Annotated in this window: 14 protein-coding genes and 1 pseudogene; 7 read left to right on the forward strand and 8 right to left on the reverse strand. The window is 53.9% G+C overall.

Annotated features, from left to right (window positions below):
* Both ACKI5T_RS07795 and ACKI5T_RS07800 read right to left on the reverse strand, forming a co-directional pair.
* Positions 1–1,017, reverse strand: a pseudogene (locus ACKI5T_RS07795) (pectate lyase); the annotation flags it as partial.
* A gap of 70 nt (positions 1,018–1,087) precedes the next feature.
* Complete coding sequence (locus tag ACKI5T_RS07800; RefSeq protein ID WP_407436831.1) at positions 1,088–1,789, reverse strand: oligogalacturonate-specific porin KdgM family protein; 702 nt, start codon at positions 1,787–1,789, stop codon at positions 1,088–1,090.
* A gap of 637 nt (positions 1,790–2,426) precedes the next feature.
* On the opposite strand from ACKI5T_RS07800, the gene ACKI5T_RS07805 reads away from it, so the two are divergent.
* The gene (locus ACKI5T_RS07805; protein ID WP_012015896.1) at positions 2,427–2,966 is read left to right on the forward strand and encodes a helix-turn-helix transcriptional regulator; all 540 of its coding nucleotides are present in this window, start codon (positions 2,427–2,429) and stop codon (positions 2,964–2,966) included.
* A 19-nt stretch (positions 2,967–2,985) separates the two neighbouring features.
* On the opposite strand, the gene trpS is transcribed toward ACKI5T_RS07805, so the two are convergent.
* The 4 genes from trpS to ACKI5T_RS07825 form a co-directional block, all read right to left on the reverse strand.
* Complete coding sequence (trpS, locus tag ACKI5T_RS07810; RefSeq protein ID WP_407436834.1) at positions 2,986–3,990, reverse strand: tryptophan--tRNA ligase; 1,005 nt, start codon at positions 3,988–3,990, stop codon at positions 2,986–2,988.
* A 198-nt stretch (positions 3,991–4,188) separates the two neighbouring features.
* Complete coding sequence (locus ACKI5T_RS07815) at positions 4,189–5,001, reverse strand: GNAT family N-acetyltransferase (protein WP_407436836.1); 813 nt, start codon at positions 4,999–5,001, stop codon at positions 4,189–4,191.
* A 43-nt stretch (positions 5,002–5,044) separates the two neighbouring features.
* On the reverse strand, positions 5,045–5,431 hold the full coding sequence (locus ACKI5T_RS07820; RefSeq protein ID WP_407436838.1) for a VOC family protein: 387 nt from the start codon (positions 5,429–5,431) through the stop codon (positions 5,045–5,047).
* A gap of 2 nt (positions 5,432–5,433) precedes the next feature.
* Positions 5,434–5,601 carry a hypothetical protein gene (locus tag ACKI5T_RS07825; RefSeq protein WP_407436840.1) on the reverse strand — a complete coding sequence of 56 codons (168 nt, stop codon included), beginning with the start codon at positions 5,599–5,601 and terminating at the stop codon, positions 5,434–5,436.
* A gap of 85 nt (positions 5,602–5,686) precedes the next feature.
* On the opposite strand from ACKI5T_RS07825, the gene ACKI5T_RS07830 reads away from it, so the two are divergent.
* Together ACKI5T_RS07830 and ACKI5T_RS07835 are read left to right on the forward strand one after the other, a co-directional pair.
* Complete coding sequence (locus tag ACKI5T_RS07830) at positions 5,687–6,457, forward strand: DeoR/GlpR family DNA-binding transcription regulator (RefSeq protein ID WP_407436842.1); 771 nt, start codon at positions 5,687–5,689, stop codon at positions 6,455–6,457.
* Positions 6,458–6,521: 64 nt separating this feature from the next.
* Complete coding sequence (locus ACKI5T_RS07835; protein WP_263094879.1) at positions 6,522–7,127, forward strand: ATP-dependent Clp protease proteolytic subunit; 606 nt, start codon at positions 6,522–6,524, stop codon at positions 7,125–7,127.
* Positions 7,128–7,157: 30 nt separating this feature from the next.
* Here the strand turns inward: ACKI5T_RS07835 and ACKI5T_RS07840 are convergent, their stop codons facing one another.
* A complete protein-coding gene (locus tag ACKI5T_RS07840) occupies positions 7,158–7,454 on the reverse strand; it encodes an SH3 domain-containing protein (protein WP_407436844.1) in 297 nt (98 codons plus the stop codon).
* 204 nt (positions 7,455–7,658) lie between these two features.
* On the opposite strand from ACKI5T_RS07840, the gene ACKI5T_RS07845 reads away from it, so the two are divergent.
* The 3 genes from ACKI5T_RS07845 (at position 7,659) to foxA (ending at position 12,070) form a co-directional block, all read left to right on the forward strand.
* On the forward strand, positions 7,659–8,780 hold the full coding sequence (locus ACKI5T_RS07845) for a JmjC domain-containing protein (protein ID WP_407436846.1): 1,122 nt from the start codon (positions 7,659–7,661) through the stop codon (positions 8,778–8,780).
* 85 nt (positions 8,781–8,865) lie between these two features.
* Positions 8,866–9,840 carry a helix-turn-helix domain-containing protein gene (locus tag ACKI5T_RS07850; protein ID WP_407437105.1) on the forward strand — a complete coding sequence of 325 codons (975 nt, stop codon included), beginning with the start codon at positions 8,866–8,868 and terminating at the stop codon, positions 9,838–9,840.
* Between the two features lie 121 nt (positions 9,841–9,961).
* On the forward strand, positions 9,962–12,070 hold the full coding sequence (gene foxA, locus ACKI5T_RS07855; RefSeq protein ID WP_407436848.1) for a ferrioxamine B receptor FoxA: 2,109 nt from the start codon (positions 9,962–9,964) through the stop codon (positions 12,068–12,070).
* Between the two features lie 462 nt (positions 12,071–12,532).
* On the opposite strand, the gene ACKI5T_RS07860 is transcribed toward foxA, so the two are convergent.
* Positions 12,533–13,948: a PLP-dependent aminotransferase family protein gene (locus tag ACKI5T_RS07860; RefSeq protein ID WP_407436850.1), complete on the reverse strand. Its 1,416-nt coding sequence runs from the start codon at positions 13,946–13,948 to the stop codon at positions 12,533–12,535.
* Positions 13,949–14,124: 176 nt separating this feature from the next.
* Here ACKI5T_RS07860 and ACKI5T_RS07865 point away from each other — a divergent pair, with 176 nt between their 5' ends.
* Positions 14,125–14,286, forward strand: coding sequence for a DUF1127 domain-containing protein (locus ACKI5T_RS07865; protein ID WP_407436852.1), 162 nt, complete (start codon positions 14,125–14,127; stop codon positions 14,284–14,286).
* Positions 14,287–14,294 lie beyond the last annotated feature (8 nt).

The raw sequence follows: 14,294 nt of genomic DNA on the forward strand, positions 1-14,294 counted from the left end.
GTTACCGTCATTACCCAGCTGTTTTGCCAGCGCCAGCTGCATCAGCGCGTTTTCGGAATAGAGCGTGCTGGTCCTGCCTTTCAGCAGCATATTGCCTTCAAGTGCGTCGGCGCCCAGTTCCGGGCCGAACTGACGCTGGGCGCGATCGCCATACTTAGAGTGCGTATCGCTGTCATCGAGGGTTTCGGCGCGCTTAAGCGGCTGCGTAAACTGGTAAACGCCCAGTCCCGTTTTTTTATCGCGCGGCAGCACGTACTGCTCGGCAAGGCGCTTCGACCAGGCCAGCGCGCCCGCGTCACGATCGTACTGGTAGAGCAGCGAAGCGGAGTAGATGAGGTCGTTCCCGGCGTTGAGGAAGCTCAGTCCTTTGGTGGCAAAAAACGGCGGCTGCTGTTCAAAGTCGCTTTGCCACAGCGATCCCATCGTTTTGCCATATTCTCCGTGGCGGCTGGTTTCCAGTGTTTTCCAGTCGTAAACGTGAGCGTTCCAGAAGGCTTTGATAAATCGCGCGGTGGCTTTGTCGTTCACGGCAAACATCAGATCGTAATAAGGGTAGGCGTTCTTGAGCTCGTGAACCCTCTCCTTTTCGCTGGGGCCCTGAGGTTGAAGGGTTCTCAGGTCGATAAAACGGTGCCCGCCCCACAGCAGCAGGCCGGTCGGATCTTGGTAGTGGTCGAAGTAATAACGCACATTCTCTTCGGCCCGCTGTTTATATTTTGCCTCGCCGGTCAGGTGCGTTAATCCGACCAGGACGCGCATCAGGTTCTGCTGGGCGGAGAAGTTGGACAGCACTGCCGTTTTGCCGTCCGGAAAAATCCACTCCATCTGCTTGCCGGTGCGCGGATCCACGCCGTCTGCCAGCAGAGGCGTGTTATGTCCATATCGATCGCCAGCCTTATCGAGAACCGTGTCCGCGAACAGCTTCACGCTGCTCAAACGTTCACTGTCCTGTGCGAGAGCAGAAAATGAGATGATGCTCAGAAAACCCACCGTCAGCGCTATTTTTGAAATCTTCATTATTGTCCCCATAATAAAATAAGGGTTTCAAGAAACCCTTATTTATTGACATCAGATTATTACGCTTTCATCAGAAAGAATATTTCACACCGACGCGGTAACGCGTTTGTCGTTCATCTGTGAATTTACTGCCGGACACATTCCCAATCGCCATATAAGGGGACCAGTTTTTATCAAACTTATAGGTAAGTTTAAAATCATGCGTCCAGTCGTAACTTTCGCTGTCGGCCAATACCACGCCCGCCGAGTTCGCTTTTTTATAGTCAAGTTCGTAATCGAGCTGGTAATCTTTCAGGAATTTCCACGACAGTACGCTCGTTAAGTTATAGCCGTTTTCCGACGTGTCTTTTGCCGTGCCGATATTGCCGGAGTTACGTTTGAAATAAGGACGGTAACGCAGGGAGGCACTAACGTCATCAGTCAGATTGGCTTTACCGCGCAGGTAAGGGCGATAGTTATTCGATGACGAACTGGTATCCAGCGAGAAGCCCGGCTCAATCTGGAAGGTATTATTAATTTTATATACGTAGCTTGCGACCACTTCGGTGCCATTGCTGACGGTTTCATCAAAGGCTTTATCTTTATCCTGAGAACCTTTCCATTTCCCTTCCAGGGATAAGCCAAAACCACTGGCAAAACGGTGTGACATTGACAACCTGTCTTTGTGACTATTACCCGCGCCGTCATTCATTTCATGACGATAATCAAACGTGACTGCGTGTGCCGCAATACTCATAAAAGGGGCTGTAAATAATAACAATGAGCGCAACATAGAGATCCTCTATTTTTATTTTCCAAAGGTATAAGATATTCTCTGCCACTAAGCAGTTGGGTCGATAAAATGAATAATTAAAATGGGCGTGTGGTGCCGGGTGCCTCCCGGTGAATTGAGCGCCGATTTCTCAATTCGTCCATAAAAACGAAATACATTGAGGATTCCCTCATGTCAGCTTGACCCCTCCGCTTAGGGGGATTCACCACACATAATTCTGCTATTCCCTGCTGTTGGTGTTTATTAGTAAGGTTTGTGATTTTGTGGAATTAACTTTTACACAAAATGAAATGATGTTTTGAGATCAAGATCGGAATCTTAATAAGAGGCGGTGAATAATTTGATTCTGTATTTATAAAGATAATCCTAATAAGTTTTCTGCATTTATAAACAATGACTTGCATGCTAATTATTGGAGTTTTTATTTTTTTATAATACCGAGTTTAAGATATATCAACGGTAATGAATAAACTTATTCCTGGATAAATGGCAACACAGCGATGAAAAAATGCCGTAAACTTATCTGCAGAATTTACCGTTAAAGACACATCAAGCGTTTAGCAGGGAGTGAAGTTAAACAAACGCTAAACGAATTGGCGGAATAATAAAAAAGTGTCGTGACCTCTGGAGCCTCAAAATGACTATCTATGGAAAAGATCATTTATTCATTTATGGAGTAGAGAAAATACTGAAGCAGCTGCGTCGGGAGCAGCACGTAGGGCCAAGCGGCGATCCCCCCTGTGTGTATGTCACGTCGGGGATGGATATTCAGGAAATGTATTCTCTGTTCTTCACCACTCCGCCGGATCACTATTCGATATTTATCACCTCCGAGCGGTACTTTGATTCACTCAACCGCCTGTTTCCGGGGCTGATGAAGTTGTGCCTGTCTGAAAAGCTGACGGTCGAGGAGCTACGCCAGGCACTGCGGGTGATGAGCCTGCTGTCTGCGCAGAACCAAAGTTCAGGCTATCTGCCTGATACGTTTAAATTTACCAACGCTGAACAGCAGATCATGAGATTAATTCTGCGCGGACATTCACTCGATGATATCGCGCGGATCCGTGGCGTGAGTCCTACGACCGTGAGCGTTCAGCGCAATGGTTTGATGAAGCGCACGGGGACGAAAAGCCTGCTGGAGCTCTGTTCGCTTTATACGGCGATACGTTCCCATTAGCTGCACCTGACGAAAGGCGCTAAAACACCGGCACGCCCAGCCCGAGCTTCACTTCACGCAATGTCTGCTGGGTGATGTCATGCGCACGTTCGCTGCCTTTTTTTAGCAGGGACATCAGCGTTCCTTTATCCTGAATATAGGTGGCGCGCCGCTCGCGCATGGGCGCAATCAGCTCCTGCAGGCACACCTCCAGCTCGTTTTTACATGTCCTGTCGCCCAGTCCGCCCTGCTGATAATGCGCTTTCATCGCGGCCACTTTGATTTTATCCGGATGAAACGCGTCGAGATACGTGAACACCACGTTGCCGTCGATTTGCCCCGGTTCGCTGACCTTCAGATGTGTTGGATCGGTATACATGGCGCTCACTGCGCGGTGAATGGTCTCTTCGCTGGCGGAAAGGAGTAGCGTGTTGCCGAGTGATTTCGACATTTTGGCGCTGCCATCGATGCCGGGCAGACGGCTGGTGTCGCTCAGCATGGCTTTGCAGTGGCGCAGCACGGGCGCAGGCAGCAGGCTATTCATCTTGTGGACGATTTCATTGGTCTGCTCGATCATTGGCAGTTGGTCGTCGCCAACGGGAACTACTTCGGCCTTAAATGCGCTGATATCCGCCGCCTGACTGATGGGATACACCAGAAAACCGACCGGCAGCGAACGGGCAAAACCCTTCTGCGCGATCTCGTTTTTCACCGTCGGGTTACGCTCTACGCGGGCGACGGTGACAATGTTCATGTACAACGCGGTCAGCTCGGCGAGCGCGGGCAGGGCGGATTGCAGGCAGATCGTGGTGAGCGCAGGGTCGATGCCCGCCGCCAGATAATCGGCCAGCACTTCGGGAATGTTATCGCGGATTTTTTGCGGAGTGCTGCCGTTATCGGTCAGGCCCTGCAGGTCGGCGACCAAAACATACTGCTGATATTCGTGCTGCAGAGCCACGCGCTGGCGCAGCGAGCCGACAAAATGGCCGAGATGCAAAGGGCCGGTCGGACGATCGCCGGTGAGAATGGTGATTTTGCTGTGCATAAAAGACTCCTTACGTTTTAATAGCCGAAAGGAGTCTTTAGAAACGCAAAAACCGCCTTTCGGCGGCTTTTGGAAAATGGGAAAAACACATTTGGGCCGCCTTTAAGAAGGCAGCCACCAGCGGTTGATTGAGTTGACGCTGAAATTTGTGTTCATCAAATTACCGTATCATGGCTGAGCGCAGGGGTAAAGCGGGGCTCAGAGGTCCCAAATCATCTCATGCTGCGCCATCGAAAACGGTTGATATCCACTCTCAGTAAAAAGAGGCGCCAGACGACCCGGCACCGCGACGGGGGTAAAAAGACCCGAATAGCGGCTATTAAGTTCCTGGAGCATTCGGCGCGCATTGCCCTGGCCTCGCATCACCGGCTCAACAAACAGAAAACGCAATTGTGGCGCAGGGGTCTGCGTGGTGATAGCGGCCCAGGTTCCGGCATTGTCCGTTAAAATCACGCTGGGAAGAACGCTCAACATCTGAGGATCAAGCAGCCAGGGCGTGAACTCAGACGGTGCGCGAAACACGGCGCGCAGCAGCGCGTCGGGTGTGGCAGCAAAGAGTTCATCCACGGGCGCATTTGGCGTTTCGGCACTTTTAAAACCATTCAGACCCTGCGTGATGCGAAACCCCACTGACTGATACAGCGCAACGGCAGCCGTGTTTTCCGCAATCACCTCCAGGTAAAACCGCTCAACGCCGCGCGTTTTGAGTGCATCAAACAGGGGCGAGAGCATCAATTTCGCCAGCCCTTTTCCGCGAAATGCAGGGCTAATCGCAAATGCCGCCAGCCGCGCCGCGTTGGCGCGACGCGTAATGATCGCGATTGCCGCCGGTTCGCCATCCACCTTCCATACGCAGGAATCCTCCACGCTCATCCCTTCGGCCCGAAAGCGCAGCGCAAACGCGTCTGGCGTGAGCGATACCGGCACAAAATAGTCCTCAAAGCAGCGCCCAAGAATGTCGGTCAGTTCTGCAAAACTGAAGTGAAGCGTGCTAACGGCGGTCAGTCCCATGGCGAGTATCCCTGTGTGATTGATGGACAATCAGTGTAGCGGATTACTCGCCAACCAGCTCGATCCGGTTGCCATCCGGGTCCGCGATCACCGCCTCATAATAGCCATCACCGGTCATGCGCGGGGCGCTTAACAATGTGCCGCCCTGACGGGCGTTTTCCGCCATACGATCGACATCCGCTTTGCCGCCGACATTGATGGCAATATGCGCCCAGCCGACATATTCCGCAGCCGACGGTGCGTCGGCAAGTTCCGGTAACGCCATCAGCTCAATCGTAGGGCCGTCACTTAGCGTCATAAAATGCGATTCAAACCCAGGGCGGTTTTTGCTGACGTAGCGTTCGTTACGTTGTCCGGCAAAAACCGTTTCCCAGAACGTAACCTGCGCATCCAGATGGCGCGTCCAGAGTGCGATGTGTGCAATGTTCATATTTACCCTCGTTGTCTGCTGTTAACCGTGGAGTGGCGATCGACCAGGCGGGCGGGCAACTCTTCCTGCTGCACTTTCTCGCGCGAACGTTCTGCCTGAAGGGGCTGAAACCAGAAACCCTCATTGGGCTTGCTGGCGACGATTTGCGGATGCTGATGAGTCAGTTTCATACTGAAACTCCCGTTGATTGACAGGCCGGGCGTCATGCAACATTATGCGCATTGATGCTCGATTTAGATTTTAACAGGATTAATTATGCTCGATTATGCTGCTTTTCCGGAACAACGGCAAGATCGGATCCGCGCGATCCTTCAGGAGAACGGCAGAGTGGTTTGCGCCGAACTGGCGACGCTAATGAAAGTGTCAGAACATACGATACGCCGTGATTTACATGAACTTAGTAAAGAAGGTATGTGCAAAAAAGTCTACGGCGGCGCGGTGCTCCAGCTGCCGGATGCCGGAAATTTCTTTAGTCGTGAGCAGAAAAATAGCGCAAAAAAAGACACAATCGCGCAGAAAGCGGCAACATTTATCAAGCCGGGGAGTTGTATTTTTATCGACACCGGCACGACCAATCTCGCGCTGGCGAAGGCGATTCCTGCCGACCTTAGTGTAACGATCGTGACCAATTCACCGGCGATTGCGGCGGAACTGCTGCGTCATCCGCAGTGCGACGTGATCATGACCGGCGGACAGATCCAGCGTGCCTCCGGCGGAGCGGTGTGCGCGACGGCGGCGAGTCAGATCCAGGGGATTATTTTTGATCAGGCGTTTATTGGCGGCTGCGCAATGGATCCGGAAACGGGTCTGACCGGCTTTGATTTTGCCGACTGTGAGTTCAAGAAAACGGTCATCGCACAGAGCAGCCAGACGCTGGTGGCGCTAACGACAGATAAAATCCCAGGCGTGGCGCGCTTTGTGGTGGCGAAAAGCAGCGACATTGACGTGCTGATTGTTGAAGCGAGCATGGACAAAGCGGTTTTAGACGCGTTTGCGACTCAGGATGTTCGCATTGTGTGCGCCTGAGGACTTTGACAGGCAAAACAGGCTACACTCTGATTTTGAGCGCTAAGAGCCGAGGATAAGAACAATGCACTACTCACAGAAAGATCGCGATAACACGGATAAAGCAGAAGGCAAAAACGGCGCGGGCGCTTTGCAGCAAAAGCTGCTCGAGTCACGTTCGATTATTATTTCCGGTGAAATTGACCAGGCGCTGGCGGAAAAAGTGATCACCCAGATGATCCTGCTGCAAAGCGTCAGCAACGATCCGATCAAACTCTACATCAACAGCCAGGGCGGCCACGTTGAAGCGGGCGATACCATCCACGACTTCATCAAGTTTATCCGCCCGGACGTGCATGTCATCGGCACTGGCTGGGTCGCGAGCGCAGGAATCACCATCTTCCTGGCGGCGAAAAAAGAGCACCGTTACGCGCTGCCAAACACCCGCTTTATGATCCATCAGCCGCTGGGCGGCGTGCGCGGTCAGGCGACAGATATTGAAATCGAAGCGCGCGAAATCATCCGCATGCTGGAGCGCGTGAACAAACTGATTGCTGACGCGACCGGCCAGCCGCTGGAAAAAGTGAAAAAAGACACGGACCGTAACTTCTGGATGTCTCCTGCGGAGGCGCTGGACTACGGCATCGTGGGTAAAATCATCACGCATTATGATGATTTAAAACTGGATTAATCGTCCCCGTTAGCGCCCGTTTTTCGGGCGCTAACGCACGTCAAACACCACGGCCATCCAGTTCGTTCGAGTATTTTCCGGAAACGCCGGATAAGGATCGAGCTGCGTACACGCCCCCGCCCAAATATAGGTATCCTCGCCGATGCGATACCAGTGCGCATTACCTTCCACCGCGTCGCCCACGACCGCTCCCTGAACAACAACCTGACTTCCGACGAGCAACTCACGCGCGACAGGTGAGAAAATCGACGGACTTTCTTTACGCGCATACACACTCATCAGGGTTTTTACGTTGCCCGTGACAGGAAGTTCGGTGAAGGGGCGCATATCTGACCTCATCAAAACACTCTCTTATTAATTAACGATATAAGTCGCAGTGAATCAGGCGCTCACGATAAAGAATGAAACTGTCACGGTGTGTCATGCGAATGGCTGAAGATGAGCTTTTCGCGGCCACTTGACCCACGACAAGGCAGCTCAACGCCGGCTCTTTCATAATCGCGCCTGTCTCTCATCTCACTGGTGCTTTCCATGGCGTATCAACTGAATCTCAACTGGCCAGAATTCCTCGAAAAATACTGGCAAAAACAACCCGTTGTGCTGAAAAATGCCTTCCCGAATTTTATCGATCCGATCACGCCAGATGAGCTGGCAGGGCTGGCGATGGAGCCTGAGGTGGATAGCCGTCTGGTGACCCATTTCAATAATCAATGGCAGGCCAGCAACGGGCCGTTCGAGCACTTCGATGGCCTCGGCGAAACGGGCTGGTCGCTGCTGGCGCAGGCGGTTAACCACTGGCATATGCCGTCCGCCGAGCTGGTGCGTCCGTTCCGCGTGCTGCCAGACTGGCGTCTGGACGATCTGATGATCTCGTATTCCGTGCCCGGCGGTGGCGTGGGCCCGCACATTGATCAATACGACGTGTTTATCATTCAGGGGATGGGGAGCCGTCGCTGGCGCGTGGGTGACAAGCTGCCGATGCGTCAGTTCTGCCCGCATCCGGCGCTGCTGCACGTCGATCCTTTTACGCCGATCATCGATGAAGATCTGGAGCCGGGTGATATTCTGTATATTCCGCCAGGATTCCCGCACGACGGCTTTACCCATGAAACTGCGCTGAACTATTCCGTTGGTTTCCGTGGGCCGAACGGTCGCGATCTGATCAGCAGCTTTGCGGATTACGCGCTGGAAAACGATCTGGGCGGCGAACACTACAGCGATCCGGATCTGACCTGCCGCGAGCATCCTGGCCGCATCGAACTGTACGAACTCGATCGCCTGCGCAGCATGATGATCGAGATGATCAGCCAGCCGGAAGATTTCAAAAAATGGTTCGGGAGTTTTGTCTCTACGCCGCGCCACGAGCTGGATATCGCCGCGGCGGAACCCGCCTATGAGCCAGAAGAGGTGCTTGACGCGTTAATGGGCGGCGAAACGTTATGCCGTTTGAGCGGCCTGCGCGTGCTGAACATTGACGACAGTTTCTTTATGAACAGCGAACAGCTCGAAACGGTGGATGCGAAAGCCGCCGACGTGCTGTGCCGCTACACCGAGTTTGGGCAGGCTGAACTCGGTGACGCACTGCAAAATCCGGCGTTTATCGAAGAACTGACCGGCCTGATTAATCAGGGTTACTGGTATTTCGACGAGTAAGCGTCTCGCTAAACATGCGACGGCGTAGCGTTTGCGCCGTCGCAATGATAAGGTTTTACCGTCTTCCGCCCACGCAAACGCCACTATGAATCTTGCCTCGTCCTCATATCCGTCCAATAAACGCCTGTTTTGTGTGGAAGACTTTATTGGTTTTGGCGAGCGCTACGGCATTGATTATCACTTTCCGCGCCTCAACGAGGCGGCCGCCCATAACAGCCCGGTGCTGCATGGCGACGTCGAAGAGATGACCCTTTCCTCCGGTATTTCGTTAACCCATTCCGATGTGCGCGTGCTTCAGCCCTATGAAACCACCTCCCGCCACAGCAGCCCGCTGTATATGCTGGTGGTGCTGGAAGGGTGCGTCACGTTGACGCTGAACGGTGAAGAATATCAGGTGCGATCCGGGATGGCGTTCAGTTCACGTTTGAGCGAGCAGCAGGTGATGAGTGCGCGCCACGACGCCGATAGCACGTTGAAAACGCTCTCTTTTGGCGTCTATCCCAACGATGCCGAGCGCGAGAGTTTGCTGGAATCGCTGCTTCAGGAATGGCAGTGCCTGCACGCGCCGACGTTTGTCTGGCAGGTTCCGGGCTTTGTGCTAACGGGGATTCAGCATGCGCAGCAGCAGGGTTTAAGTGCGCTATCGCGTAAGCTGCTGCTGGAAGGGCTGATGTATCAGTTGCTCGGTCACGGTTTGCATCAGCGCCAGCAGCAGGTGAGCAGTCGCGCGTTGCCGATGGGCGGTGAACGTGCACGTCTGGAACATATCCGGCAGATGCTGGAACAGTCACCGGAACAGGAATTCACGCTCGCGCATCTGGCGGCTCAGGCGGCGATGAGCCCAAGCAGCCTACGCAGTAAATTCCGCCAGGCGTATGGCTGCACGGTATTTGATTATCTGCGTGATTGCCGTCTTGAACTGGCGCGCCGTTATCTGCTGGAAGGCCACAGCGTTCAACAGGCGGCGTGGATGTCCGGCTATCAGCACGCGACCAATTTCTCCACGGCGTTTCGTCGTCGTTACGGTATCTCCCCCGGCGATTTCCGCCAGCGCGGCTAACGCACTTTTCCCTTTCGCGCGAATGCATCGCGTGCGGTTTGTCATTGCGCATACGTAACCTGGCGCTGCGCATAGCTGTTTGCGATCTCAAAAAGGTAATAATTCTTATTAACAATAAGAAATGCCTTTGGAGATTTTCATGTTCGCTCATTCACGGCTGGCTTTGCTGATAGGTTGCGTTACCGGGAGCGTCGCGTTCCCTTTGCTGGCGCAGGATGCGCAAAAAACCGAAACCGTTGTGGTCACTTCGCAAATGCAAAGTGGCGCGACCAAACTTGAAACGCCCGATATCGAAACCCCGCAGGCGGTGTCGATTGTCACGCGCGAGCAGTTCGAAGAGCAGGGCGCAACCAGCGTGCGTCAGGCGGTGAGCTATACGCCGGGCGTATACAGCAATCAGATTGGCGCGTCGAATCGTTTTGATTACATCGTCCTGCGCGGTTTTTCCGACGGTAGCCTCGATAATATCTATCTCGACGGCCTGAAAATGATGGGCGACACCAACTCCCACAGCTCGCTGGTGGTTGACCCATGGTTCCTGGAAAATATTGAAGTGGTGCGCGGCCCGGCCTCGGTGCTGTATGGCCGTTCATCGCCGGGCGGCATCGTGGCGCTCACCTCACGCAAACCGTCGTTCGATCCGGGCGGTGAGATCAAACTGTTCGCCGGGAATAACAACCAGCGCGGCGCAATGTTCGACGTTACCGGCCCGCTGGACGATAACGACCGCGTGGCAGTGCGCCTGAGCGGCATGACGCGTTACGCCGATTCGCAGTTCGATCCGCAGAAAGAAGAACGTTACGCACTGATGCCAAGCCTCACCTGGCGCATCACCGATAACACGCGTCTCGATCTGATGGCGTATTTGCACCGCGATCCTGAAGGCGGCAGCCACTCCGGTTTACCCTATGACGGTACGGTTGCTTCCCATAACGGCAAGAAAATTTCTAATACGTTCTTTGAAGGTGAGGACGATTACGACAAATACGATCGTCGCGAGAACATGGTGGGCTACAACATTGAACACATGTTCGATAACGGCTGGTCTGTGCGTCAGAAACTGCGCTATCTGCACACCAAAGTTGAGCTGAATCAGGTGTATGCCGCGGGCTGGCTGAATGACACTGAGCTGAACCGGGGGTATTCCGGTTCGGACGAGAAAATGGATGCCATCACGCTGGATAACCAGGTCGACGGCAGCTTTGATACCTGGGCGGTCAATCACCGCGTGCTGATCGGCATGGATTATCAGGATCGCAGCAACAATACCACCGGCTACTACGGTGGCTTCCCGGCAATTGATGCGTTCCATCCGGTGTACGGCGCGAAGCCGGACTACATCACGATGTACGGCCAGGAGAAACACAAGCTTCGCCAGACGGGTTATTACCTGCAGGATCAGATGTCCATCGATCGCTGGCGTTTAACGCTCGGCGGGCGTTACGACCAGGTGAGCGTCTCGAACATTGATAAGCTGAATAATACCCGCAGCGATCTGGATAAGAACAATTTCAGCAGCCGTGCGGCGTTGTTATACCTCTTCGATAATGGCGTTGCGCCGTACATCAGCTATTCCACGGCCTTTACTCCAACCAGTTTTGCCGACGAGAACGGCCAAATTCTTGACCCAATGAAGGGCAAGCAGTGGGAAGCGGGCGTGAAATATGAGCCGGAAGGGATGAACAGTCAGTTCAGCGCGTCGGTGTTCCGCATCAATCAGAAAAATATCGCTACGAAAGAGGAGCCGACCGATCCGTATCGTTCTATCGGCGAAATCGAATCCGAAGGCGTAGAACTTGAGGCGATTGGTCAGCTTACTGACAGCCTGCGTATGCAGGCGGCGTATACCTACACCGATATTCGCTACAAGAAAAGCAGCCCGGAAGAAGAGGGCAAGCGCGCGGTTTACGCCCCACGCAATATGGCAAGCGCGTGGCTGAGTTACGATGTCAAAACAGGTCCGCTGGACGGCTTGACCATTGGGTCCGGCGTGCGTTACGTGAACGGCGTGACCAGCGATCGCCAGAACACGCACACGCTGCCGTCTTATACGCTGGTGGATATGGCGGTGGGCTACGATCTGTCGAAGATCGGGCTGACGGGCGTGAGCGCGCAGCTTAACGTCAATAACCTGACCGACGAAAGCTACGTGGCGGCGTGTAACTCGCTCTCCTATTGCTACTTTGGTGCCGAGCGCAGCATCGTCGGCAGTGTGTCGTGGAAGTTCTGATTTGTTGGCTGTTGTTGCCCGGTGGCGTTACGCCTGCCGGGCCTCCGAGCTTGCTCCCGCTCTTTATCGGCTGGGGAGCCTAACAAATTGATGATTTGCACATTGTACTCCCTCTCCATCCAGGGAGAGGGTTGGGGTGAGGGGGAGCATGCTGCTCAGGAGGTTATTCCGTTCACTTCAAGACACGTGCTTCTCTGTCATTCCGGAACCGGTGAACGTGTTAAGGGGGCTATCACCGCCCCTTAACAACCCCGGCTCCCGGCAAGAAAATCGCCGCTAGGCGGGACTTTCGTCTTAATTCCCTTCGGCTTTCGGGTCGGCCTGTGGTTAACGACTCAACGATTTACAGCCGGGCCAGGGCATCGCTGTAAACTTTCTATGTTAAATGAGTCACTTCCATTGCTTCATAATCAATATTACTGTGGGCCCCCAACCCTACGGTTGAGGCATCAGGCCGCATATTTACTCCTCCATCGCAATATGTATCGCCTCGCCCATTTTTTTCAGCGCCTCGCGGTTTTTCTCGTTCGCCGGCAGAGCAACGTTGATTCGCAGGCAGTTACGATATTTACCGGAGGCGGAGAACAGCGAGCCCGCGGCGGCCTGGATTTTCAGCGCACACAGCTGCTTGCTGACACAGACCATATCCACCTGTTCCGGCAACTCCACCCACAGTAAAAAACTCCCTTGCGGGCGCGTCACGCAAATCTCAGCTGGAAAATACTGACGCACCCAGCAGGTGAATGTTTCCATATTTTGCTGATAAATCTGGCGCATACGCCGCACATGACGATGGTAATGCCCGTCGCGAATAAACGCAGCCACCGCCATTTGCGTGGCAGGGACGTTAAATCCCCCCGCTGCATATTTCATGTGCATCACCCGGTCATAATAGCGACCCGGCACAATCCAGCCCACGCGCAGCCCAGGGGCAACGGTTTTGGTAAACGAGCTGCACAGCAATACGCGGCCGTCGATATCGAATGAGTGAATGGTGCGCGGACGCGGGTATTCCGCCGCCAGCTCGCCATAGATATCGTCTTCGACAATCACGATATCGTGACGCTGCGCCAGCGCCAGAACCTGCCGTTTTCGCGCTTCCGGCATGATAAAACCGAGCGGATTGTTGCAGTTAGGCACCAGAATTACCGCCTTGATTGGCCACTGATCCAGCGCCAGTTCCAGGGCTTCAATGCTGATCCCGGTTTGCGGATCGGTCGGGATTTCAATGGCTTTGATATCAAACCCGCGCAGCATCTGCATGGTGCCATGGAATGACGGCGACTCCACCGCCACGATATCGCCCGGCTTGCATACCGAAAGCAGCGCGATCGACAGCGCACCGTGACAGCCGTTAGTGATGACAATTTCATCCGCCGAAACGGTCGAACCGCCGTCGAGCATCAGGCGCGCGATCTGCTCGCGCAGCTCGTGCCGCCCTTCCAGCATGTCGTAGCTCAGCATTTCGCACGGGTTATGCTGCGCAATCCGGCTCATTTCGCGCCACAGTGGTTTCAGGCTCGCCTGGGTCAAGTCCGGCGAACCGCCGCCAAAAGAGATCATCTCGCGATCGCCACGCGCATCCAGCAGCATCATTACTTCATCCCACTGGGTCACATCGACCGGGCGCTGTACCGGGCGCGTCATGGCAGGCACCGGGGGCTGGGCTTTACGCTGCGAAACAAAATAGCCTGAGCGCGGTTGCGGGGTGATGAGCTGGAGATTTTCCAGAATCTGATAGGCCTGCTGAATGGTGCTGATACTGACGCCGTGTTCCTGGCTCAATGCGCGCACCGACGGCAAACGCTCGCCGTTACGATACAGCCCTTGTTCAATACGTTCCGCCAGGAGATTGGCCAGATGTTGATAGCGCGTCATGCTGTATCCTTTGTTTTTACCATACAGATTATCAAACCAGTACAGATCGCCGCAGAAAACGGCATTCAGAACCTGTTTTAGCGCATCTGTATGTTAAAGAAAAGTTGTTTTTGAATCTGTATTGCAGGCGTGTATTTCGTTGATGATAGGGCCTCTGGCAACCAGAGGAAAACATCATGGAATTTAACGAAAATCGTTCAGCTCGACCGTTTATTGGCTTCGTTTTAATCTGGCGGGCAGTTAAAAAATGGCGTCATCGCCAACAAACGCGGCGTATTTTGCGGGCAATGAGTGACGAACAGTTGCGGGATGTCGGATTAACCCGTTATGACGCGTAAAAAAGCGG

The sequence above is a fragment of the Lelliottia sp. genome, assembly GCF_045627565.1.
Lineage (GTDB): Bacteria > Pseudomonadota > Gammaproteobacteria > Enterobacterales > Enterobacteriaceae > Enterobacter.

Coding starts and splice junctions, on each gene's coding strand:
- trpS (WP_407436834.1), bottom strand. CDS start 3,990: ATGCACAGCAAAATCACCATTCTCACCGGCGATCGTCCGACCGGCCCT.
- ACKI5T_RS07815 (WP_407436836.1), bottom strand. CDS start 5,001: ATGGGACTGACCGCCGTTAGCACGCTTCACTTCAGTTTTGCAGAACTG.
- ACKI5T_RS07800 (WP_407436831.1), bottom strand. CDS start 1,789: ATGTTGCGCTCATTGTTATTATTTACAGCCCCTTTTATGAGTATTGCG.
- ACKI5T_RS07845 (WP_407436846.1), top strand. CDS start 7,659: ATGGCGTATCAACTGAATCTCAACTGGCCAGAATTCCTCGAAAAATAC.
- foxA (WP_407436848.1), top strand. CDS start 9,962: ATGCCTTTGGAGATTTTCATGTTCGCTCATTCACGGCTGGCTTTGCTG.
- ACKI5T_RS07865 (WP_407436852.1), top strand. CDS start 14,125: ATGGAATTTAACGAAAATCGTTCAGCTCGACCGTTTATTGGCTTCGTT.
- ACKI5T_RS07850 (WP_407437105.1), top strand. CDS start 8,866: ATGAATCTTGCCTCGTCCTCATATCCGTCCAATAAACGCCTGTTTTGT.
- ACKI5T_RS07825 (WP_407436840.1), bottom strand. CDS start 5,601: ATGAAACTGACTCATCAGCATCCGCAAATCGTCGCCAGCAAGCCCAAT.
- ACKI5T_RS07830 (WP_407436842.1), top strand. CDS start 5,687: ATGCTCGATTATGCTGCTTTTCCGGAACAACGGCAAGATCGGATCCGC.
- ACKI5T_RS07805 (WP_012015896.1), top strand. CDS start 2,427: ATGACTATCTATGGAAAAGATCATTTATTCATTTATGGAGTAGAGAAA.
- ACKI5T_RS07835 (WP_263094879.1), top strand. CDS start 6,522: ATGCACTACTCACAGAAAGATCGCGATAACACGGATAAAGCAGAAGGC.
- ACKI5T_RS07820 (WP_407436838.1), bottom strand. CDS start 5,431: ATGAACATTGCACACATCGCACTCTGGACGCGCCATCTGGATGCGCAG.
- ACKI5T_RS07860 (WP_407436850.1), bottom strand. CDS start 13,948: ATGACGCGCTATCAACATCTGGCCAATCTCCTGGCGGAACGTATTGAA.
- ACKI5T_RS07840 (WP_407436844.1), bottom strand. CDS start 7,454: ATGCGCCCCTTCACCGAACTTCCTGTCACGGGCAACGTAAAAACCCTG.